Annotated in this window: 17 protein-coding genes and 2 pseudogenes; 9 read left to right on the top strand and 10 right to left on the bottom strand. The window is 63.7% G+C overall.

The window, feature by feature from the left end:
* Window positions 1–653: 653 nt before the first annotated feature.
* A complete protein-coding gene (locus tag AC1DS6_RS02480) occupies window positions 654–1,793 on the top strand; it encodes a porin (RefSeq protein WP_477101898.1) in 1,140 nt (379 codons plus the stop codon).
* 45 nt (window positions 1,794–1,838) lie between these two features.
* Window positions 1,839–1,943 (top strand): annotated as a pseudogene (locus AC1DS6_RS02475) (transposase); the annotation flags it as partial.
* A gap of 180 nt (window positions 1,944–2,123) precedes the next feature.
* On the opposite strand, the gene AC1DS6_RS02470 reads toward AC1DS6_RS02475, so the two are convergent.
* From AC1DS6_RS02470 to AC1DS6_RS02445, 6 genes are all read right to left on the bottom strand, one after another.
* Window positions 2,124–2,927 (bottom strand): IclR family transcriptional regulator, encoded by an 804-nt coding sequence (locus AC1DS6_RS02470; RefSeq protein WP_477101897.1) that lies wholly within the window; start codon window positions 2,925–2,927, stop codon window positions 2,124–2,126.
* A gap of 223 nt (window positions 2,928–3,150) precedes the next feature.
* Window positions 3,151–4,317: an acyl-CoA dehydrogenase family protein gene (locus AC1DS6_RS02465; RefSeq protein ID WP_477101896.1), complete on the bottom strand. Its 1,167-nt coding sequence runs from the start codon at window positions 4,315–4,317 to the stop codon at window positions 3,151–3,153.
* A 24-nt stretch (window positions 4,318–4,341) separates the two neighbouring features.
* Window positions 4,342–4,803, bottom strand: a complete 462-nt coding sequence (locus AC1DS6_RS02460; protein WP_477101895.1) for a MaoC family dehydratase — start codon at window positions 4,801–4,803, stop codon at window positions 4,342–4,344.
* Window positions 4,804–4,829: 26 nt separating this feature from the next.
* Complete coding sequence (locus AC1DS6_RS02455) at window positions 4,830–5,720, bottom strand: HpcH/HpaI aldolase/citrate lyase family protein (protein ID WP_477101894.1); 891 nt, start codon at window positions 5,718–5,720, stop codon at window positions 4,830–4,832.
* Between the two features lie 167 nt (window positions 5,721–5,887).
* Window positions 5,888–6,358: a MaoC family dehydratase gene (locus AC1DS6_RS02450; protein WP_477101893.1), complete on the bottom strand. Its 471-nt coding sequence runs from the start codon at window positions 6,356–6,358 to the stop codon at window positions 5,888–5,890.
* A gap of 161 nt (window positions 6,359–6,519) precedes the next feature.
* The gene (locus tag AC1DS6_RS02445; RefSeq protein ID WP_477101892.1) at window positions 6,520–7,455 is read right to left on the bottom strand and encodes a LysR family transcriptional regulator; all 936 of its coding nucleotides are present in this window, start codon (window positions 7,453–7,455) and stop codon (window positions 6,520–6,522) included.
* Window positions 7,456–7,870: 415 nt separating this feature from the next.
* Here AC1DS6_RS02445 and AC1DS6_RS02440 point away from each other — a divergent pair, with 415 nt between their 5' ends.
* Together AC1DS6_RS02440 and AC1DS6_RS02435 are read left to right on the top strand one after the other, a co-directional pair.
* Entirely contained in the window at window positions 7,871–9,283 is a 1,413-nt protein-coding gene (locus AC1DS6_RS02440; RefSeq protein ID WP_477101891.1) for an MmgE/PrpD family protein, read from the top strand.
* 80 nt (window positions 9,284–9,363) lie between these two features.
* On the top strand, window positions 9,364–10,065 hold the full coding sequence (locus AC1DS6_RS02435) for a nitroreductase (protein ID WP_477101890.1): 702 nt from the start codon (window positions 9,364–9,366) through the stop codon (window positions 10,063–10,065).
* Between the two features lie 79 nt (window positions 10,066–10,144).
* On the opposite strand, the gene AC1DS6_RS02430 is transcribed toward AC1DS6_RS02435, so the two are convergent.
* Both AC1DS6_RS02430 and AC1DS6_RS02425 read right to left on the bottom strand, forming a co-directional pair.
* On the bottom strand, window positions 10,145–11,128 hold the full coding sequence (locus AC1DS6_RS02430; protein WP_477101889.1) for a Bug family tripartite tricarboxylate transporter substrate binding protein: 984 nt from the start codon (window positions 11,126–11,128) through the stop codon (window positions 10,145–10,147).
* Window positions 11,122–12,282: a CaiB/BaiF CoA transferase family protein gene (locus tag AC1DS6_RS02425; protein WP_477101888.1), complete on the bottom strand. Its 1,161-nt coding sequence runs from the start codon at window positions 12,280–12,282 to the stop codon at window positions 11,122–11,124. Before AC1DS6_RS02425 ends, AC1DS6_RS02430 begins: the two co-directional genes overlap by 7 nt.
* Before the next feature lie 297 nt (window positions 12,283–12,579).
* Here AC1DS6_RS02425 and AC1DS6_RS02420 point away from each other — a divergent pair, with 297 nt between their 5' ends.
* Together AC1DS6_RS02420 and AC1DS6_RS02415 are read left to right on the top strand one after the other, a co-directional pair.
* Window positions 12,580–13,551: a Bug family tripartite tricarboxylate transporter substrate binding protein gene (locus AC1DS6_RS02420; protein WP_477101887.1), complete on the top strand. Its 972-nt coding sequence runs from the start codon at window positions 12,580–12,582 to the stop codon at window positions 13,549–13,551.
* A 550-nt stretch (window positions 13,552–14,101) separates the two neighbouring features.
* Window positions 14,102–14,749 carry a TetR/AcrR family transcriptional regulator gene (locus tag AC1DS6_RS02415; RefSeq protein WP_477101886.1) on the top strand — a complete coding sequence of 216 codons (648 nt, stop codon included), beginning with the start codon at window positions 14,102–14,104 and terminating at the stop codon, window positions 14,747–14,749.
* Between the two features lie 90 nt (window positions 14,750–14,839).
* On the opposite strand, the gene AC1DS6_RS02410 is transcribed toward AC1DS6_RS02415, so the two are convergent.
* Together AC1DS6_RS02410 and AC1DS6_RS02405 are read right to left on the bottom strand one after the other, a co-directional pair.
* The gene (locus tag AC1DS6_RS02410; protein WP_477101885.1) at window positions 14,840–15,805 is read right to left on the bottom strand and encodes a Bug family tripartite tricarboxylate transporter substrate binding protein; all 966 of its coding nucleotides are present in this window, start codon (window positions 15,803–15,805) and stop codon (window positions 14,840–14,842) included.
* A gap of 37 nt (window positions 15,806–15,842) precedes the next feature.
* Complete coding sequence (locus AC1DS6_RS02405) at window positions 15,843–17,087, bottom strand: CaiB/BaiF CoA transferase family protein (RefSeq protein ID WP_477101884.1); 1,245 nt, start codon at window positions 17,085–17,087, stop codon at window positions 15,843–15,845.
* A gap of 578 nt (window positions 17,088–17,665) precedes the next feature.
* On the opposite strand from AC1DS6_RS02405, the gene AC1DS6_RS02400 reads away from it, so the two are divergent.
* The 3 genes and pseudogenes from AC1DS6_RS02400 to AC1DS6_RS02390 all read left to right on the top strand — a co-directional run.
* Window positions 17,666–18,637 carry a Bug family tripartite tricarboxylate transporter substrate binding protein gene (locus AC1DS6_RS02400; RefSeq protein ID WP_477101883.1) on the top strand — a complete coding sequence of 324 codons (972 nt, stop codon included), beginning with the start codon at window positions 17,666–17,668 and terminating at the stop codon, window positions 18,635–18,637.
* Window positions 18,638–18,719: 82 nt separating this feature from the next.
* Window positions 18,720–20,147: an MmgE/PrpD family protein gene (locus tag AC1DS6_RS02395; protein WP_477101882.1), complete on the top strand. Its 1,428-nt coding sequence runs from the start codon at window positions 18,720–18,722 to the stop codon at window positions 20,145–20,147.
* 82 nt (window positions 20,148–20,229) lie between these two features.
* A pseudogene (locus tag AC1DS6_RS02390) lies at window positions 20,230–20,627 on the top strand (tyrosine-type recombinase/integrase); the annotation flags it as partial.

The raw sequence follows: 20,627 nt of genomic DNA, 5'->3' as shown, positions 1-20,627 counted from the left end.
GGCTAGCGCGACAAGGGCGCGAGCCAGCCCGGCGCGATGCAATGCCGCGAGGCAAATGCAGGGAGCAAGACCGCGGCGGTACGATCGAAAGGACGCGTGGGAAAGCGGGTAGCGAAGAGACGATCAGGACAGCAGGTACCGCGGCAGAGAGTCGAATCCAGTCAGCAGACAGCCATACCGCTGCATGCTGCATTTGTCCTCAAGTCTCGGGCCATCGTTCGCGCCTGTAAAGCTCGAAGACACGAACCGGGCATTCAGCGATTCCGAACACTGCTTCACAAACGACTTGTTGCCGTGGCGCGCCAGGGACGATTCCCCGACCGGAAGCCACTGGAGCTGATTCATCGCTGGGCTAGATCCAACGCTACCGTAGCTCCCCTCCCCCGCACTCCCGCAAGCGTCCTATTTTTTTGCCACACGAGGATCGACCGCCTCATCCCAAGGCTGCTTTTTCAAGGTACGGAACACACGAAGCCGCTGTATTGACCGGTGCCAGACCGGCAATCCAGCATCCACCGTGCACATGAAGTTAACAGCGCCGCGCCGGTCGATCACAGGCCCGTCCAAGAATGCGCCGGCGACGATTGCAAGCGAACAGGCACAGAAACTGAAGGCAGCATTTTTTTCATCAAACGAGAAGGAGGAGCAAAGGAATGATATCGATCAAGCAAGTTCGTCATGGCAAGAAGTGGCTCGCCGCCGCTCCCGCGATGCTGGTTGCGGGCTTAGCACAGGCGCAGACGGGTGTGACTCTGTATGGCGTACTCGACTCCAACGTTGAGTACGTCACCAATATGTCGACGGTGACGCCAAACGCGGCGAATGGCTTCGCGACCGGGCCCGGCAGCAACGTGGCAAGGATGAGCTCCGGCGGGCTCTCCGGGTCGCGCTGGGGTCTTCGCGGCGTCGAAGATCTGGGCAGCGGCTTGAAGGCGGTGTTCGTGCTGGAGAGCGGCTTCGGCAGCGACGACGGCAAGTCTCAGCAAGGCAGTCGCTTGTTCGGTCGCCAGGCCTTTGTGGGGATCGAGCATGCCACTGCGGGAAAGATCACCTTCGGGCGCCAATACACCAGCCTGTTCGACGCGCTGACGAACTTCTCTCCTACCGGCTTCTCGCTTCAGTATGAGCCGCTCATCGCGCAGACCGGCTTGAACTTCCGTTCGGATAATGTCGCGAAATACACCGGCCAGTTCGGGGGCTTGAGCGCGCTGGCGCATTGGTCATTCGGCAATGGCGTGGCCGGTTCGGGCGAAGTTCCGGGGCAGTTCCGCCGTGATACCGGCTACGGTGGCGCACTCGCGTACGCGACGGGACCGGTTGCGGCAACCATTGCTTACGATCAATACAATCCCACCCTGGACGCGGCCGGCGGTACCGGCACGGTCAAGAAGGCCGCGGTAGCGGCGAGCTACAGCTTCGGTAGCGCGAAGGTCACCGGCGGCTATCGTTGGGGCCGGAACACGAGCCCGACCACCGCCACGATTCTGCGTGACGACTACTACTGGATCGGCGGCAACTACCAGGTTACTTCCGCGCTAGGCCTGACGCTGGCTTACTATTACGATGACGTCAAGAACCTCGCCGGCACCAATATCAAAAATCCGTGGCAAGTCTCGTTCATTGCCGATTACAACCTCTCCAAGCGGACCGATATCTATCTGACAACGGCGTACTCCAAGAACAGCGGTCTCAACTTCGACACGTCCGCGATCAGTTTCGCCAACGGCTACTTCCTGGGCAACAACAAGACCGGCATGTTCGGCGCAGCCATGGGCATACGCCACAAGTTCTGAGTCCGCCGGCGGAATAGCCAAGCCTCCGGCGCCGGTTCCTGCGCACTCGGAGAGTGCGCAGGACTCGTACCCCAGCCCTATGACAGCGGCCGGAGTCGGTACAACCAAGGCATTGGCAAGCGAGGTAACCGGCGGGTCCGCGTCCCGCTCGAGCTGGCTCCGGCTTCCCCCCATCGGGGACACCTATCTGGGAACCAACCCGGTCACCGATCGCGTGCATCCCTTCCTGCAGGAATTGGCGGATCCGCTCAATATGTCGGTCGCCCTTGCCGTGCCCGAGCAGCTCGACATGCCCTATTTCGCGGCGCCTTCCCGGGCGCCACTGCGGCATCAGTGACGCGTACTCAAGCGCTCCTCCAAGGCATGCGCCGTCGCAACAAGCCTCGGGCCCAACTCCCGCTCCATCCTGGCGCGATTCATGCCCGCGCTGCGGCCAACGCTGGCCAGTACCACTGAAGGATGTCCCGGCACGCTGACAGCTACCGCAACCGAAGCCAGCTCGCGCCCGCAAGACGACATGCAGAAGCCGTACTGGTAGAGCTGTGACATGCCCTCGGCCATTTGCCTGCGCAGCGAGGGCCAGTCACGGCCGCTCTTGCGTTCGACGTTGCTCTGGAGGTAGAAGCGCTCCCGTTCCGGCAATGCGGCAAGCAGTGCCCAGCCCATCGGGGACGAAGCAATCGGCACGCGAATCCCGGCAGCAATGTGCGTGTCGAGATGGACATTCTTGCCGACCTGCGATTCATTGACGATGACATCGAGCCGGTCGCGCGCACCCAGGATGACATGGGTATCGCTGGCGTCGGCAAATTTCTGCATCTCGATGCGGGCTGCGCGTTGCACGCAGTCGCCCGAGACGGCCGCGTAGCCCAAGGTCAATGCGGCCGAGGCAAGCCGGTACTTGCGCCGGCTCTCGTCGTAGCGCACATAGCCGAGTGCTGCCAGGGAATGCAGCATCCGGGATACGGTAGGCGCCGGAATGCCGGTCTCCGTGGCAATCTCCTGGTTGCCCATCCACGGAAGCTCAGCACTGAATGCAGCCAGCACGGCCAGGCCGCGGGCCAGCGGTACCACCCGCACGTCACCCTTGTCGAGATCACGATTCGATTGCATCACGGCTTGAACGGTTGCCATGGCTGTCTCCATTTTTTCCGGTCCGGCCTTCATTGGGCCGAGCCGTTATTCCAGACTGCCTGCCGCGGCCCTCGATATGAATTCGGCAAACCCACCGGTAGTGATTGACGAACCACCGCTTCACATTGCGACGTTGTGGGCCACGAAGTTACACATCATTTACGCCAGCCGGCAATGGGGCCGGCTTTAGGCGATGCGGCCATCAGAGCAGGCCCGTTTGTGCTCAATACGACTTCGGCAGCCCGAGCTTACGCTCGGCGATGTTCGACAGGATGAGCTGCGGGGTGACGGGCGCAATGTAGCCGATCCAAGCTTCGCGCATGAATCGTTCCACGTGATACTCCTTCGCGTAGCCAAAGCCACCATGCGTGAGGATCGAGGTCTGGCAAGCGTTCATGCAAGCTTCGGATGCAAGCAGCTTTGCCGCATTAGCCTCGGAGCCACAGGAGATTCCTTTGTCGTAGAGATCGGCGGCGGCGAACAGCATGTGGTTAGCGGCCTCGAGCTCCGCCCAATTGCGGGCCAACGGATGCTGGACACCCTGATTCTTGCCGATCTGACGACCAAAGACGACGCGGTCCTTGGCGTATTGCGTGGCAAGCTTGAGCACCGCGCGGCCGATGCCGACCTGCTCGGCGGCGACGAAAACGCGCTCCGCATTCATGCCGTGGAAGATGTACTTCAGGCCCTTGCCTTCCTCACCGATCAGCGAGTCCTTGGAAACCGGCAGATCGTCGATGAACAACTCGTTGGTGTCGACAGCGCCGCGGCCAAGCTTGTCGATCTCCCGAATGTCGACATACTTGCGGTCGAGCTTGGCGTAGAACAAGCTCAACCCTTCGCCGTGCTTCTCGACCTCCTCAACCGGCGTGGTGCGCGCGAGAATCAGTATGTGGTCGGCGACCTGCGCGGTCGAAATGAAGACCTTCTTGCCCGAGATCAGGTAATTCCCATCGGGCTGCTTCTTCGCCACAACCTTGAGTTTGGTGGTATCAAGGCCCGTGTCCGGCTCGGTAACCGCGAAACACGCCTTGTGCTCGCCGCGGGCAAAGGGCGGCAGCCAGGCCTTCTTCTGCGCATCCGTGCCGAAATGCACGACCGGCTGCAAGCCGAAGATGTTCATGTGGATAGTGGAAGCTCCCGCCTGCCCGCCGCACTCGGCCACAGTGCGCAGGAAGAGCGCAGCTTCAGTCACGCCAAGGTTCGCGCCGCCGAATTCTTCCGGCATGCAGATTCCGAGCCAGCCGCCACTGGCAACGGCGTCGAAGAACTCGTGCGGAAACGCGTGGCTCTTGTCCTTGTTCCGCCAGTATTCGAGCGGAAAGTCCGCACAGATCTTTTCCGCCGCATCGACAATGGCGAGCTGATCGGCGCTGAGTTGGTAGTCCATTGCTTAACTCCTGCAGGTGTGAGATCAGGCCTTATCGGCAGGGCGCAGCATCATCAGCCCAGTGCGCACGGCGGTGCATACGATCTCGTCGCGCTGGTTCTTGGCAACGTGCTTGAAGGTGACGATGCCAGAGTCCGTGCGGCTCTTGGAGATGCGGGCTTCGAGGATTTCAGTCTCTACGCGGATTGTGTCGCCGTGGAAGGTGGGCTTGGGGAAAAATATCTCGCCAAAGCCGAGGTTGCCCAGCGTGGTGCCCAGCGTGGTCTCGTACACCGTGATGCCGGCTACCAGCGCCAGCAGGAACATGCTGTTGACCAAGCGCTGGCCGTAGAACGTATTCTTGCTGTATTCGGCATCGATGTGCAGCGGTGCGCAGTTGTAGGTCATGGCCGAGAACAGGACGTTGTCGGTCTCGGTTACGGTGCGGCGGATGGCGTGTTCGATCACCATGCCGGGCTTGAATTCTTCGAAGTAAAGGCCAGCCATTTTTCTATCTCCTTGAGGGGTCCCAATCAGTTGTTGAACGACTGTGCGAGCTCGATAATTTCGTGCGCCGTCTTCGCATGCGCGATGTCGATGTGCTCGCCGTCATAAATGCATGAGGCACGGCCCTCGGCCTGGGCCTTTTCCAGTGCATCGATCATTCCCTGGTAGAAAGCCACTTCCTCCTCGGTGGGACTGTAGGTCTTGTTGACGATCTCGACGTTGGAGGGGTGCAGCACCAACTCGCCGCTCATGCCCAACTGGCGGTCGTTGGCGGACGAGACCTTGAGCCCTTCCAGGTCATGCACCTGCTGCCATACTCCGCCGATGGGCAGCTTGCCCGCGGCGCGTGCGGCCATGACGATGCGCGACTTCAGGTACAGGGTCTCGCGCCCGTCGAGCGACCAGACGGTCTTCAGGGCACGGGCCACGTCGGCGTTCTTGGCCGTGGCGCCGACGATGGCGGGCACGCGCTCGTGCTGTGCGATCTCGTAGGCGTATTGCAGCGAGCGGGCGGTCTCAAGCAGCGGAATCACCCGGGTGTGGCCCACCGGCACGCCGGCGCGATATTCGGCCTCGGCCAGCATGGATGAGACGGTATGAATGTCCTCGGGGCCGCAGGGCTTCGAAATGACAATGCCCTCGACCACCGGATTGACGATGGCCAGGATGTCTTCGTAGTCGTACAGGTGTGCGCTGCGATTGATGCGCACCCAAAGGCGCTGTTTCTGCCCGGCCAGCCAGTCCAGCTTGGACTTGACGATCTCACGCGCCTCGACCTTCTGGGCCGGCGGCACGCTGTCCTCCAGATCCAAGATCAGCGCATCCGCTTTGGCTGTCACCGATTTCTCGATCCAGCCTGGCTTGTTGCCCGGCACGAACATCATGGATCGCATCGGTTTCATGGCACTAATACTCATCCTCGTCTCCTGGTAATGATTGCTGCCTTACAACCGTTAGATGAACGGCGAAAAATTTTTTGGGAGATCCCGTGGCCTTGATGCTAGGTGGACCAGGTGGTTTTACTCAAGTGTTGACTGGCGAACCGCCGATTCGCATTGCGCGAATCGGCGATGCACGGACGGCTTCAGCCCGCCGGATGGCGCCTCGGTAACCGTTGCAGGCAGCGAAACTTGGCCACCACCTCGTTGCGCTGGTTATAGGCCCGGCGCTCTAGTTCGATCAGGCCGGCGTCGGGGCGCGCGGGGTCGTCGCGCTTGTCCAGCACCTCGCTTTCAACATGGATGGTGTCGCCGATGAAGACGGGCCGCGTGAAGCGCACGTCGCTGAAGGCAACGGTGCCTGGCACCAGGCCCCCTGCCAGTCCGGCCGCACCGATGCCGCATGCCAGCCCCAGCAGGAGGATGCTGTTGACGGCACGCATGCCATATGGTGCGGCTTCGGCATACGTCTGGTCCACGTGCAATGGCTCCATGCCATAGGTCAGCGTGCTGAACAGGAGGCTATCGGCCTCCGAGATGGTCTTGCGGATGGCGTGGCGGCAGGCGCTGCCAATGACAAAGTCCTCGAAATAGCGGCCGGTCGCGGCGTCGGGCATGGGTGAAACCCCTTGAAACGCGGGACTTGCATGTGCATGCCACTATGCAGCGTCCCATTACGTTTCAAGGGTAATCAGCAGACGACGATACGCCAAGTTGTGTTCCGCGATGCGACGCTTCGCCAATCGCGATCCGGCATCGGGTGTGCTGGACGACTGGCTCAGGATGACGCCGGCTCAGGCTGCTCGGTCAACTGGCGGATCAGCGCGCGTGTCGCCGCCGTGATCGCCTTGCCGCGGCGCGTGCCGATCCGCACGCTGCGGGTCGTCCATGGCTCGGGAATCCGCAGCACTGTCGAGCGCGTGCTGGCCTCTAGCGACACCATGCACTCAGGCAGGATGGTGACGCCAAGGCCCGCCTCAACCAGGCTGCGCGCCGCCTCGGGACCATTGATCGTGAACTTGGGATGCACTACCTGGCCGATCTCGCGCGCAGCGCGGTTGACGTCGGACATCAGCGTGGTATTCGCGTGCATGGCGATGAACGGCTCGCGGATCAGGTCGGCCAAGGCCACCTCGGGCTGCTCGCCAAGCGGGTGACCATGCGGTACCAGCGCGACCAGGCGGTCGAGGCGGTACGGGAGGCTGTCCAGCGGTTCATCGTCGATATCCGGGCTGGCGATATACACCGACAGGTCGACATCACCCGCCACCACCGAACGCACCAGGTTGGTATTGGCGTCCTGTTTCAGTTCCAGCTCGACCAGCGGGAAGTTGCGGGAAAATTCGCCGATCTCGCGCGCCAGGTACTGGATGATGACGGCGCCTGTGGTGCCCACAGCGACATGGCCACGAATGCCTTCGGAGAATTCGCCGAGTTCCCGACGCATGTCCTCCAGGTTCTCGAACAGCAGGCGCAAATGGCGCGCCAGGACTTCGCCGGCAGCGCTCGGCGCCACGCCGCCGGGATTTCGCTCGAACAACTGCACGCCGGCAATGTCTTCGAGATCCTGGATGCGCTTGGTTGCCGCGGAGGCGGCAATGTTCTCGCGGATGGCAGCGCGCCGGATCTGGCGCTCTTCCACCACGGTGAGGAACAGCCGCAGGGTAAACAGGTCAACCCGCCGGGTCAGGCCATGCACGCTCAGCGTGCTCATTGTGTCTCCTTCGGTCGGGAACTGGTCTTTCGCCAAGCCAGGCGCCGCGCGCATGCTGCGTTGCAGCAGGAAGTGCTCGCGCCGCGAATCGTAGCACGAGTATACCGTCATGTCCGGCCGGCCTGCACGGCATTGGCACAGACGGAGGCGATGCCGGGCAGTGACCTGATCCTGTTTGCGGCATTCGCCGTGATCGTGGTGACGATGCTTGGCGCAGCAACCCGTCCGGGATCGCCCTGACACCAATCGACGAATAACCCGCTCACCCCGGGCACGGCTTGCGCTCACTGTACGGAACCGGAGTCCGTCTCGGATTGACAGCCCCAATGCTTGCGAGGAATCTGGTCACCTTGCCAGTGCATGTCGCCATCGACCGGGCGACGCATCAACGACACTTTTCCCAGGGGACGCACCTGTGACTACCAGCCAATCCGATTCCTGTTCGCCAGCCGACTGCCCACCCCTCGAGCAGGCAGTGGTTCGACTGATCCAGGACCTGACCTTCGACCACCTCGATGCGCCGGCGCATGCCGGCGTCAGCCGGCTCATGCGCGACCAGCTCGCGCTGCAGATCGGCACCTCGCAGATGCCCTGGTCGCGCCAGGTGCTGGCATTCGCCACCGGCCAGCAACGCCCCGGATGCAGCCGGGTGGCCGCCAGCACCGCTACCATGAGTGCCGCGGACGCCGCCTTCGTCAATGGCGCTTATGGTCATGGCTTCGAGTACGACGACGCCCACGGCGCCAGCGCCAGCCACCCCGGCAGCTGCGTGATTCCCGCGGCGCTCGCGATCGGCGAGGAACTGGGCTCGACCCTGGAGGAGGTCATCACCGCGATCGTTGCCGGCTACGAGGTCTACACCCGGATCGGCGTGCTGGCGGCGCCGGACCTGCTCAAGCGCGGATATCACCCGCATGCCATACTGTCTAGCTTCGGCGCCGCGGCAGTCTCGGCCAAGTTGCGCAGGTTCGACGCGGAAACCACGCTGCACGCGCTCTCCATCGCCCTGAGCCACGCGGGCGGCACGACCGAGTACACCTCCACCGGCGGCTCGGTCAAGCGGCTGCACGCCGGCATCGGGACGCGCAGCGGCATGATCTCGGCCGGCATGGCGCAGGCCGGCATCACCGGGCCGCGCGCCTTCCTGAGCGGCAACAAAGGCTTCTTCCGCACCCTCCTGCTGCGTGGCCCCGGCGATCGGGCCGAGGAGCGGTTCCGCCTCGACTCGCCCTTCGAAATCGGCACGGTCTGGCTCAAGGCGTACTGTGCCTGCTATTGCACCCATGCATATATCGACGCAATCCGCCCGTTCGCGGCGCGCCGTGCCGAGATTGCCGATATCCAGGCCCGTATCCATCCCGCCTTCAACGTGGTTGTCGGCACAGCCAACGCCAACGCGTACGAGCCGAAGAATATCGAGCACGTTCAGTTCAGCCTGCCAACGCAGATGGCGTTCGCCGTGCTCGGTATGGGCAATGGCTACAAGGTGCACCGGGACTACCTGGACGGCAAGCTCGACATGGGCCCGGTGAAGGAGGTGGCGCGCGGCATCGGCATCACCGAGGCGCCGGAACTCGAGCAGCGCTACCCCGGCAAGTTCGTGGCCGATGTCACGGTGACCTTCCGTGACGGCACATCCGAGCACGTATTCGTGGAAGATCCGATCGGTTCCCAGGCGAATCCCATGTCCGAAGCGGACCAGGACGCGAAATTCATGGAGCTGACGGTTGACGTGCTTGGCGAAGACCGGGCGCGGACGCTGCTGGCCACGCTCAGGACGATGGATCCGCGCATCAAGGCCGCAGACCTGATGGCCTTGACGCACTAAGCAATAGCATTAGGCAGGACGCGCGCCGACCCAACCCAGTGTGCCAGGTTGGCCCTCATGAAAGTCAGCAGGAGATAGCAATGCAGCAGGACCCCGTCAGCAGCCCGTCCGGGAGCGACGTCGACACCCTCACAAGATTGATGTCCGAGCGCTTCACGTGCCGCGCATACCTGGACAAAGCCGTGCCGGACGCGGTGATCCGAAGCATCGTCAACGTTGCCAAGAAGAGCGCATCCTGGTGCAACGTGCAGCCCTGGCACCTGGTCATCGGCTCGCAGGCGACCACGGAGCAGTTTCGCAATGCGCTGGCCGAGCACGCCGCCAGCTCACCCGAGGTCGATTCGGACCTGCCCTTCCCGGAAGAGTATCGCGGCGTCCACGCCCAACGCAGACAGGAAACGGGTTACCGGCTCTATGAAGCACTGGGCATCGAACGCCACGACCGCGAGCGCCGCGCTAGCCAGGGCTTCGAGAATTTCCGGCTGTTCGGGGCGCCGCATGTGGCCATCGTCACGATGGCTGCGGATCTGGGGCCGTACGCGGCTGTCGATTGCGGCGGGTTTATCGCTTCGCTCCTGCTGGCCGCGCACGCGCACGGTGTTGCCACCACGCCGCAGGGGGCGCTGGCACGGCACGCCAGGTTTGTGCGCTCGCATTTTGGCATCGGCGACGACCGCAAGATGATCTGCGCGATTTCGTTTGGCTACGCGGATCCCGATCATGCGGCGAACAGCTTCAGGACGAGCCGGGCGCCTGACGAAGAGATTATGCGGTTGGTGTAACTACCTGCGTTTTCGTGATAAAGCAAGCGAGCCGACCTGGTCGGCTCGTTCTCCTTGTCGGAGACTTATCGGCTGGCTTTCAGCCAGCTTTTGACTTGGCCTCCGTCAGGGCCACCAACCTCTTCCACCGCTCCAGCTCAGCCGGCGCACTGGCGCGAACCGCGGCGGCATCCGCGATATCGACCTCCAGCCCCTGCCCAATGCAGTAAGACTTAAAAGCGGGCGTCGCAGCCGCCGCAGTCATTGCCCTGGACAGCTGCGAGACGATGGCAGGCGGCGTGCCACGTGGAGCCATGACCCAGATCGGCGAGATCAGCTCATAGCCCTTCAGGCCGGCCTCGTCCATCGTCACGACACTCGGAAGCTGGCTTGAACGCTGCCGGCTGGTGACTGCCAGCACGCGCAATCGTCCCGCCCTGATCAGAGCCAGCGACGAGGCCACGCCCCCGAAGCCGACGTCGACCTGGCCGCTCGCCGTATCGACCGCGACCTGCGCCGGCCCCTTGTACGGGACGTGGGTCATATCAATGCCGGCCATGCTGCTCATCAGCGCCGCCGCCATGTGCGACGTAGTGCCATTTCCGGAAGACCCGAAGGACACGCTCCCGGGCTTGCGCTTCGCCGCCACGATGACATCCTGGACCGTGCCGAACCGCGAATTTGCCGCAGTAGTCAGCAGCAGCGCCGACATGCCCAGCCGCGCGACCGGTTCGAAATCCCTGACCGCATCGTATGGCGTCTTCTCGACCCACTGGTTCGAATAGTGCGCGGCGTACGTGCACAGCAGCGTGTAGCCGTCCGGTGCCGCCTTGGCCACGAAATCCGTGCCGATGATCCCGCTCGCGCCAAGGCGGTTCTCCACGACAAACGCGGTGCCCAGGGCCTTCGTCAGTTCGGCACTCATATAGCGCGCCACGACATCGCTGCCCGAGCCAGGGCTGACGGGCACGATGATTCGCACCGGGTGGGAGGGATAGGCCTGGGCGAGCACCGAAGCCGGGAACGATGCCGGCATAGCCGCCAGCGCCGGCAGCGACTGCAGGAAGGTGCGGCGCTTCAACATTGCGTTGCTCCATTCTGGATGCGGCCGGCGGCCGCCAGGTTGTCGAGTTCCTCCCTGGACAGCCATTCGGCCAGTGCCAGAGCGGCATTCTCCGGCGTTGCCGCGGCCGGGGGAACAGGATCGGCGGCGCAGGTACGAGAAAAGCGCGGCGCCGGGCGCGGCTGCATCACGCCATCCACCTCGACAAAGGTGCCGCGCGCCTTCAGGTGCGGATGTTCAAACGCCTCTTCCTGGTCGAGCACGGGCGCAAAGCATACGTCGCTGCCTTCGAGCAGCTCCGTCCACTGCGCACGGGTCCTCGTCCGGAACTGCGCCGCAAACACGCGGCGGGCGGTTGGCCAGTCAGCGCGGTCAGCCTGCTTGCCCAACGCCGATGGGTCCAACTCCAGTCGTACGAGCAGCTGTTGATAGAATTTGGACTCGATCGGGCCGATCGACACGTATTTACCGTCGGCGCACTCGTAGACATCGTAGAAAGGCGCCCCTGAATCCAGCAGGTTGGTGCCTCGTTCCGATCCGGTCAGGCCCGCAGCCCGTAGCCCGGTATGTACAGTCAGCAGCGACGCCACGCCATCGACGATTGCCGCGTCGACCACCTGGCCTTTGCCCGAGGAACGCGCCTCCAGGATGGCGCTCACGATGCCGAGTGCGGCATAGACCGAGCCGCCGGCATAGTCGCCGACGACATTGAGCGGCACCGTCGGCGGCTGGCCCTCACGTCCGATCGCGCTGAGCAGTCCGGTGATGGCGATATAGTTGATATCGTGCCCCGCGGTCTGGGCCAGCGGGCCATCCTGGCCCCAGCCCGTCAGCCTGCCATACACCAGCCTGGGATTGCGCGCGAGGCACGCCTCAGGCCCGAGCCCGAGCCGCTCGGTGACGCCGGGGCGGAATCCCTCGATCAGCGCATCTGCCTTGTCGATCAGCGTGCGAACCAGTTCCAGCTCGGCCGGATCCTTCAAGTCAGCCTGAATCGACTTTCGGTTGCGCAACACCAGATCAAACTGTAGCGGCCGCGACAGGCCCAGCCCCGACGGCTCCTTCCGGTCGACGCGGATGATCGTCGCGCCGAGGTCGGCAAGCAACATGGCGCAAAAGGGAGCCGGCCCGATGCCAGCCAGCTCCACGATGCGCACTCCAGCAAGTGGTCCCACGATGGTCTCCTGATAGCTATGCCCGGTTTCCGCGCGCCACCTGAAATGGGCGCGAGAGCGGTCCGTATTGCCGGGGGGGGTCTGCCTGACGCAGGCTCGCCGACGCCCCCCGCGCGTACTTCCGCCACATGCCGATCGTGCGCGCCCTCGCCCCGGAACTCAACTCGCCAGCCCATGCCGTTCCGTGCTTTGAGAGGCGAACGCCGCGCCTGCTCTCAAAGCACGGAACGGCACACCAGTGCCGATTGCCCAGCCCGCCGGCCGCGTCTATCGTCGAGGTATAAGAGAGGAGACACTATGTTCAGCAGAAGGAATTTCCTGAAATCACTAGCGTCACTAGGTGCCGTCGCCTGCGCGCCGTCGACCTTTGCGCAGCAATTTCCGTCGCGGCCGATCCGAATTGTCGTGCCGGCCTCCCCAGGCACGGCGGTCGACATAACTGCGCGATTCGTTGCCGAGGCCCTGGCAAAGAGCCTGAAAACCCCGGTCCTGGTGGACAATCGTGCCGGCGCTGGCGGGCTCATTGGCACGGATGCCGTGGCAAAGGCTCCCGGAGACGGCTACACGGTACTGTTCGCCGGTGTTCCCCACCTGACCACGCGCTGGTTTACCGACGGGCCGGTCACGTTTGACCCGGTCAAGGACTTCGCGCCAATAGCCAAGGTTAGCAGTTCCGCGCTGGGGATCGTGGTCAAGGCCGACTCGCCTTACAAGACCCTGGGCGACCTGATCGCGGCCATGAAACGCAAGCCGGGCGAGATCACATATTCATCTGGGGGAGCAGGCAGCACATCCCATCTCTGCTCAGTGATGCTGAATGACCTGACGAAGACGCGCGCCAAGCATATCCCCTACAAGGGCAACGGGCCTGCTGTGACGGACGTCATGGCCGGCCAGGTGGACTTCACCTGCCAGGGCGCGCCGAGCGTGGTGCCGATGATCAAGGCGGGCAAGCTTCGCGGCCTCGCCGTCACCAGCACCGGGCGCTGGGGCGAGATCCCGGACGTCCCGACATCCGCGCAAGCCGGGGTCGCGGGCTTCCAGGTCGCGTCGTGGATCGGCGCTCTGGCACCCGTTGCGACGCCGGCCCACATCGTCGAGCGCCTGTCCGAAGAGCTGGTGCGGATCGCTCAATCGCCCGCGTTCAAGGAGTTCTGCGCTCATCAGTCTATGTACGTCGATATCGCCGATCGGCGCCAGTTCCAGGCTGACTTGCCGAAGGAAGATGCGCACTGGAAGCACATCGCGCAGTTGTCGAAGGAGTCCTGAGCTCGCGGGCTTCTCTCTCCGCGAATTCAAAGTACAGGACAAACCGGGTTACGCATTTGACGCGGCGGTACTACCTCATGTGAAAGCTGGATGGCCAGGATGTCCCGCCATGGAGGCGTGCCAGCTAGCTGGCACGCACCGGTGTGGCGCAGTCCATCCAGAATTTCCGCCTGGTGCTACAGGCGACGGTGCTCGACAACATGCTGGCGGAGTCCACCGGCACCAGACCACCGGCTTCTGTGCCAACGGGCACCTGCGACCCGTCACGATGATGGGCGCGCTGACGATGAAGCCCCGCCTGCTGCTGGACGAGCCCGTGGCCGGCATGAACGACGTCGAGGCGGCCAGCCTCGGCTACGCCAGAGCGGTGCCATTTCCGGACCCGCCGGATGTGAATTGCCGACCTATTCCATGCCTGACCGTGTTCCGGTCCGGCCCTCCGGGCGTACTCCCACAAACGTTAGGTAGATTTTGCGCGTCCGATGAAGTAACTTCCATGGGGAGTATCCCCACAACCCTGCTAGGAAACCGGCTCAGGTCCTCATAAGTCATGACAAAACGCCAGGCCAACGCCACCACTGTGGACACCCGCGAGAATCTGATGCGCCTGGCGGCGCGCGCCTTTGGCACGCAAGGCTATGCCGCCACGACCATGCGCGGGATTGCCGATCAGGCCGGCATCGAAGCGGCCAGCATCTACTACCACTACTCCTCGAAGGAGGAGCTGCTGGACGCTGTGATGGAACACGGCGCCCAAAGCATCTTTACGCACACGCAGGCGCGCATCGCGGCGCTCCCGCCAGGCGCCAACGCCGAGCAGCGCTTCCGCGCCGGCCTGCTCGGCCTCTTCGGCGCAATGATCAAGTATGGCGACTACGCCCTGGCGCATGGACGCCAACTGGCCGAGTTGCCGGACAAGGTGCGCGAGCGCCATCTAAAGCGGCGGGCCCAGCATCAGGCGTTCTGGAGCGGCATGCTGGAAGACCTGCGCACCGAAGGACACCTGCGCGAGGACATCGACATCGCCCTGTGCCGCGTGTTCGTCCTGAGCACGATTACTTCAGTGCAGACCTGGTTCAACCCGAAGAAGGGTTCGCCCGAAAAGGTGATCGATGAACTCTGCACGATTCTGTTTGAAGGCGTCCGGCCTAAGCCGGTGCGCAAGCAGGCGCGGCAGGCGCAGGCCGTAGCTTCCTGAGCCAATTGCTGCAGCACCTCCCAATCGCCGATTGGGTTGTCCCCCTTCCGGACGCGGGAGGGGGAGAAAACCCTAAGCATGCAGGCATAGTCATCCTGCCTTCACCTGCGACAAAGCCACCAGCTTCTTCCAGCGCTCGAGTTCGGCCGGCGCATTGGCGCCGGCTTTGGCAGCGTCCTGGATGTCGACCTCCAGCCCTTGGCTGGTGCAGAACGCCTTGAACGCCGGCGCCGCAGCGGCTTTGGTCATGGCGTCGGACAACTGAATGACGATCGGCTGCGGCGTGCCGCGGCGGACAAATGCCCAGATCGGGGTGAGCAGTTCATAGCCTTTCAGGCCGGCCTCGTCCAGGGTGGGCGCGTCGGGGAAGAAGCTCGACCTCTGCTTGCTGGTCACGGCCAGCACCCGCAAGCGCCCCGCCTTCACCAGGGGCAGCGACGTGGCCACGCCGCCGAAGCCGGCGTCCAGCTGTCCGCCCGCCACATCGATCACGACCTGCGCCGGCGCCTTGTATGCAACGTGGTTCATCCGGATTCCGGCCATATTGCTCATCAGCGCCGCCGCCATCTGCGGCGTGGTGCCGTTACCGGGTGAGCCATACGACAGCCCGTCTGGCTTGCGTTTCGCGGCGGCAATGAGGTCCCGCACCGTTCGCAACGGCGAGTTCGCCGCAGTGACCAGCACCATCGCCGAAGTCGCCAGGCGCGCGATCGGCTCGAAGTCGCCGACCGCATCATACGGCGTCCTCTCCACGAACTGGTTCGAGTAGTGCGCCGCGTAGTTGAACAGGATCGTATAACCGTCGGCGGGCGCCTTTGCTACCAGATCTGTGCCGATGATCCCGCTGGCGCCCATGCGGTTCTCGACGACGAACGTCCCGCCCATCGTCTTCGCCAACTCAGCGCTCGTGTAGCGCGCAACGACGTCTGTACCAGAGCCCGGACTCAGAGGCACGATAAAGCGGACCGGGCGCGACGGGTAGGCCTGCGCGAATGCCGACAGGGGTAGCGTTGCCAGCGCGGGTAGCAACTGCAGGCAAGTACGGCGTGAAATCATTGCATGATGTCCTGTTGAATGAGCCGGCGGGGAATGGCTAGACGATCCCCGTTTCGCGCAATGCCTCGATCTCTTTTTGGCTGAGCTTGAGCAGCCTGCCGTAGATCTCCTCGTTTGCACCGCCCAGCTCCATAGCAGGCTGGTCGAACTGCGAAGGCGTCGCCGAGAACCGGATCGGCAGGCCCATGCCCACCGCGTCCACGGGGCCGAACTCGGGGTGGGCCAGGTTCATCAGCGCGCCGCTGTCATGCAGCCGCTGGTCGTGCAGCACCTCGTTGGGCTTGCGCACCGGCGCGCAGGGTATGCCGCGGTTGTCCAACAGTTCGCGCACCACCTCGGCCGAGCTGCGCTGCGTCGTCCAGCCTGCGATTGCCTCGTTGAGTACCGCGGCATTGCGCATGCGCGGCCCGCGGCCGCTGAACCGGGGGTCATCGAGCAACTCAGGCTGGCCGATCGATTCCAGCAGCCCGCGCATCCAGTCCGGCTGGAACGCGACAATCGCTACATGCCCGTCCAGCGTCGGGTAGACGCCGAACGGCGCAAGCCGGTCGTGGTAGTTGCCGGTGCGCGAGGGGTAGCCCTCCCGTCCCATGACGTCAAAGTGCTCTTCGGCCACCCACGACGCCAGGCAATCCAGCATTGACACTTGCACACACTGGCCCTCGCCGGTGCGGCCCCTGTGGATCAGCGCAGCCAGAATGCCGTTGACGACATACATCGGCGCGACGAGGTCCGCGATCGGCAGGCCGCAGCGCGTCGGCGGACCATCGGCGTAGCCGGTGACCTCCATCAGGCCGCTGAGCGCCTGGACGATGATGTCCATGCCTTTGAGTCCCGGGAAGGCACTAGGCTCGCCCATCGCCTTGACCGATGCATAGACGATGCGCGGATTGCGCTGCTTCACTTGCTGGTAACCCACGCCGAGCTTGGCGGTGGTGCCCTCGCTTAAGTTCTCGATCACCACGTCGGATTCCTCGGCCAGCCGCATGAACAGCTCGCGGCCCCGCTCCGATTTCAGGTCCAGCGTGATGCTCTTCTTGTTGCGCGCCCGGTTCAGGACCGTCAGCGATACCTCGTGGTCCTCGCGCTGGCCGAAGTGGATGCCATGGCTGCCCACGAACGGCGGATTGGTGCGTGCAATGTCGCCGCCACCCGGCGCTTCCACGCGGATCACCTCCGCGCCCATCCCGCCAAGCAACAACGAGCCATATGGCCCCGCAAGCGCCACGGTCAGGTCCAGTACACGGATCCCTTCGAGCGGACGTGATTGATTTGCTGGCACTACTGTCTCCTTTCTTGTCGGCCCACCGACATCCGGCCGGACCCTTATCACTTCAATTGCCTTACAACTGTTAATTACGCGTCGCCGCCACGCATTCCCTGCCTGGCTTGGCTCGAGCAGGCCCCCTTTGCTGTGCTTCAATGCTAGTGGAGCAAGCAGGTTGCGCTCAAGTAGTCACTGGCGAACCACCAGTTCGCATTGTGCGAATTGCTCGTGGTCCGAATCGTGCTATCAGACGATGCCGGCGTTGCGCATGGCTCGCACCTGTGATCGGTCGTAACCCACCTCAGCCAGAACTTCTTTGCTGTGTTCGCCAAGCGTCGGCAGCCGCCGCACAACATCGGGCGTGCTGCGCGCCAGGACTGCCTGCGGCGCAGTGCAATGCACGCTGCGGGAACCCGAGAGATGCGAGATGCGAAAGCTACACGCTCGCCGCAGCTCGCCCTTCCGCCACTGTACGGAACGCAGGCAAGCTATGCATTGACCTTCCCGTTCCCGTTTCCGAACATGGATGACACAAGCGCGCTCTGCCACACAAGGTGCCAGTAAGGAAAAGGAAATCCATGCAGGAGACAGGAATGACCCGTCAGTTTCACCGCCTGTGGGGCGGCATCATCATCGCGCTAAGCGCAACTACTGCGTTCGCAGCTGACGCCTATCCGAGCAAGCCCGTGCGGATCATCGTGAACTCGGCGCCCGGGGCGCTGCTCGACGTCACGACGCGATCCGTGGCGCAGCAGATGGCCGAAGACCTTGGCCAACCCGTCATCGTGGAAAACATGGCGGGTGCCGCCGGTATGCTTGGCATTCGTTATGTGAAGGCCCAGAAGCCGGACGGCTACACGATTCTCGCCACAGCCAACACACTCGCGCTGGCCCAAGCCACCAAGCTGGAACCCGGGTATGACCTGGTGCGGGACTTCACGGGCATCGGCATGATGAACAAGGCTCCGCTGCTGATGGTGGGCTTCTCCGCCCAGCCTGACAAGTCCTTGCCCCAGTTGGTTGCCCACGCGAAAGCCAGCCCGGGCTCGATGACCTACGCCACGGCAGGGGTCGGCACCAGTACCCATATGGCCGCTGCGCTGTTCGTGCACCAGGCGGGCATCAGGATGCTTCACGTCCCCTACAAGGGTAATGCCGGTGCCATGCCAGACGTGCTTGGTGGACGCGTCAACATGATCTTCGACGGTGTCAACTCTTCCGGGCCATACGTCCAGGACGGAAAGCTGCGCGCGTTCGCGGTCTCGTCACCCAAGCGCCTGCCGGCATTTCCCGATATTCCCACGCTGGCGGAGCAGGGCCTGCCCAACTACAGCTTCCATGTCTACATGGGCCTCGCGGCGCCCGCAGGTACGCCGGCACCCGTCGTCATGCGGCTTGCGAAGGCGTTGAAGGCTGCGCAAGCCAGTCAGGCCGTGCGCGAACGGTTCCGCAAGGACTGCGCCGAAGCCGGCAACATGTCTGCGGAGGAGTTCACAGCGTTCCTGCGGCACGACCTGCAGCGCAACATCAAGGTCGTTGCGGACCTGGGTATACCCAAGGAATAGATCAAACCACCGCCAGGCGTCCTTGCCGCGACCGGCACGTGCGCCGGCAACGGCGCCAAACACATCACCAAGAGAGAATGCAATGGCAGAAACCATCGTCCAGCAGCTGGCGGCCTTCACACAACAAAGCGGATACAGCACCCTGCCGCCGGCGGTCGTGAACGAATGCAAGCGCATTGTGCTCGATTCGCTGGGATGCGCGCTTGCCGCCGTCGACCAGCCAAAGGGCAAGATCGGGATCGACTACGGCACGCTGATGAGCGGGGCGGCGGGCAACGCCACCATCATCGGCACCGACCAGCGGGTGTCGGTCGTTGGCGCGGCCTTCGCCAACGGCGAGCTGATCAATGCCCTCGACATGGACGCTGTGGTGCCCCCGGGCCATGTGACACCTTATGTCCTGCCCGGCGCGCTGGCGGTCGGCGAAGCGATGGGGCTGTCCGGCCAGCACCTCATCGCCGCGCTGGCCGTCTCGCACGAGATGTCGTATCGGATCGGCAAGGCCATGGACTATCTGCGGGACACCAAGGACGGGAAGGTGTTGCCGCCAAAGATCTACGGCTATAGCAGCACCGTGTTCGGCGCGACCGCGGCCATCGTCAAGCTGAAGGGACTGGGCGCGGAGGCGACAGCGCATGCACTGGGGATTGCCGGCAGCATCAGTCCGGTGAACTCGCAGGTCGCCTGGTTCCAGCACGCGCCGAGTTCGACGATCAAGTACCTGCTTGCCGGTGCGCTGACGCAAGCGGCGATGACCGCCGCCCACATGGCAGAGTTCGGCCATCGCGGCGACCTGCAGATCCTCGATGACCGGGAATATGGCTTCCCGCGCTTTATCGGCACTACCCGCTGGGAACCGGACCGGATCCTCGCGGCACTCGGCGCCGACTGGCAATTCCCGACCGAGCAGGCCTATAAGCCCTATCCGCACTGCCGCATCCTGCATGCCCTGCTGGACAGTCTCAACGAGATCGTCGACCAGAACGAACTACGACCGGATGAAATCGATGGCATCAAGGTCTGGGTCGAGGGCTTCGTCGAACAGCCGGTATGGCTCAATCGCGATATCCGGCACGTCCACGATGCGCAGTTCAGCATTGCGCACGGCATCGCGCTGGGTGCGCATCGCGTGCCGCCGGGCAAGGCCTGGCAGGAACCGAAACTGGTCTTCGGTGAATCCGTGATGCGGCTGATGGACAAGGTCGAGCACGAGGTACACCCCGACTACGTGACGCTGCTGACCGGCCACGCAGCCAGCCGGCCGGCGAAGATTGAAGTATCAGCGCGCGGCAAAACCTTTGTCGGCGAGCGGCGCTATCCGAAGGGAAGCCCATCCCCCGACCCGGCCAGCTACATGAGTACGGAAGAGCTGGCGCAGAAGTTCCGCGAGAACGCGCGGCATGTCATTCCCGAAACCCAGATCGCGCGCGTCATCGATGCCGTGCTGGACCTGGAGAATGTCGGGAACATCGCTTCGATCCTTGCCGACTTGCGGCCCGGCAAGCAATAGGGCGCGTCTGCACCGCGTCCGGCGACGCGCGATCGCGCAGGTGGATCGGCGCGGAGGATCGTGCGGCGACGCAGCATGGAGAATTAAGTGGGCTTCATGTTGTCTCCTGACCGCCGTCACCGCCTGGCTGGCACGCTATACCGACACGCCGGCCACGCTGCAGACCTATCGGCGCGAGGTCGAGCGCTTGCTGCTGTGGGCCGTCCTGCAGCACAGCAAGCCGCTGTCGTCGCTCACCCATGAGGACCTGCTGCTGTACGAGCGTTTCCTGGCCGATCCCCAGCCCGCCTGGCGCTGGGTGATGGCGTCGCGCAAGAAGCTTGCGCGCGGCGCGCCGGACTGGCGGCCGTTCGCCGGCCCGCTCTCCCCGGCCAGCGCGCGGCATGCGATGGTGATCCTCAATACGCTGTTCGCCTGGCTGGTGGACGCCGGCTACCTCGCCGGCAACCCGCTGTCCCTGGCACGCAGCCGGCGCGGCCG

It is taken from the genome of Cupriavidus sp. 05L310 (assembly GCF_056398185.1).
This window is presented reverse-complemented; position numbering and strand designations above follow the sequence as displayed.

Bases quoted from the DNA above. Each gene is read 5' to 3' on its own strand.
- AC1DS6_RS02410 (WP_477101885.1), bottom strand. From the start codon at position 15,805: ATGATTTCACGCCGTACTTGCCTGCAGTTGCTACCCGCGCTGGCAACG.
- AC1DS6_RS02465 (WP_477101896.1), bottom strand. From the start codon at position 4,317: ATGGACTACCAACTCAGCGCCGATCAGCTCGCCATTGTCGATGCGGCG.
- AC1DS6_RS02420 (WP_477101887.1), top strand. From the start codon at position 12,580: ATGTTCAGCAGAAGGAATTTCCTGAAATCACTAGCGTCACTAGGTGCC.
- AC1DS6_RS02470 (WP_477101897.1), bottom strand. From the start codon at position 2,927: ATGGCAACCGTTCAAGCCGTGATGCAATCGAATCGTGATCTCGACAAG.
- AC1DS6_RS02415 (WP_477101886.1), top strand. From the start codon at position 14,102: ATGACAAAACGCCAGGCCAACGCCACCACTGTGGACACCCGCGAGAAT.
- AC1DS6_RS02395 (WP_477101882.1), top strand. From the start codon at position 18,720: ATGGCAGAAACCATCGTCCAGCAGCTGGCGGCCTTCACACAACAAAGC.
- AC1DS6_RS02435 (WP_477101890.1), top strand. From the start codon at position 9,364: ATGCAGCAGGACCCCGTCAGCAGCCCGTCCGGGAGCGACGTCGACACC.
- AC1DS6_RS02455 (WP_477101894.1), bottom strand. From the start codon at position 5,720: ATGAGTATTAGTGCCATGAAACCGATGCGATCCATGATGTTCGTGCCG.
- AC1DS6_RS02460 (WP_477101895.1), bottom strand. From the start codon at position 4,803: ATGGCTGGCCTTTACTTCGAAGAATTCAAGCCCGGCATGGTGATCGAA.
- AC1DS6_RS02445 (WP_477101892.1), bottom strand. From the start codon at position 7,455: ATGAGCACGCTGAGCGTGCATGGCCTGACCCGGCGGGTTGACCTGTTT.
- AC1DS6_RS02480 (WP_477101898.1), top strand. From the start codon at position 654: ATGATATCGATCAAGCAAGTTCGTCATGGCAAGAAGTGGCTCGCCGCC.
- AC1DS6_RS02450 (WP_477101893.1), bottom strand. From the start codon at position 6,358: ATGCCCGACGCCGCGACCGGCCGCTATTTCGAGGACTTTGTCATTGGC.
- AC1DS6_RS02430 (WP_477101889.1), bottom strand. From the start codon at position 11,128: ATGTTGAAGCGCCGCACCTTCCTGCAGTCGCTGCCGGCGCTGGCGGCT.
- AC1DS6_RS02400 (WP_477101883.1), top strand. From the start codon at position 17,666: ATGACCCGTCAGTTTCACCGCCTGTGGGGCGGCATCATCATCGCGCTA.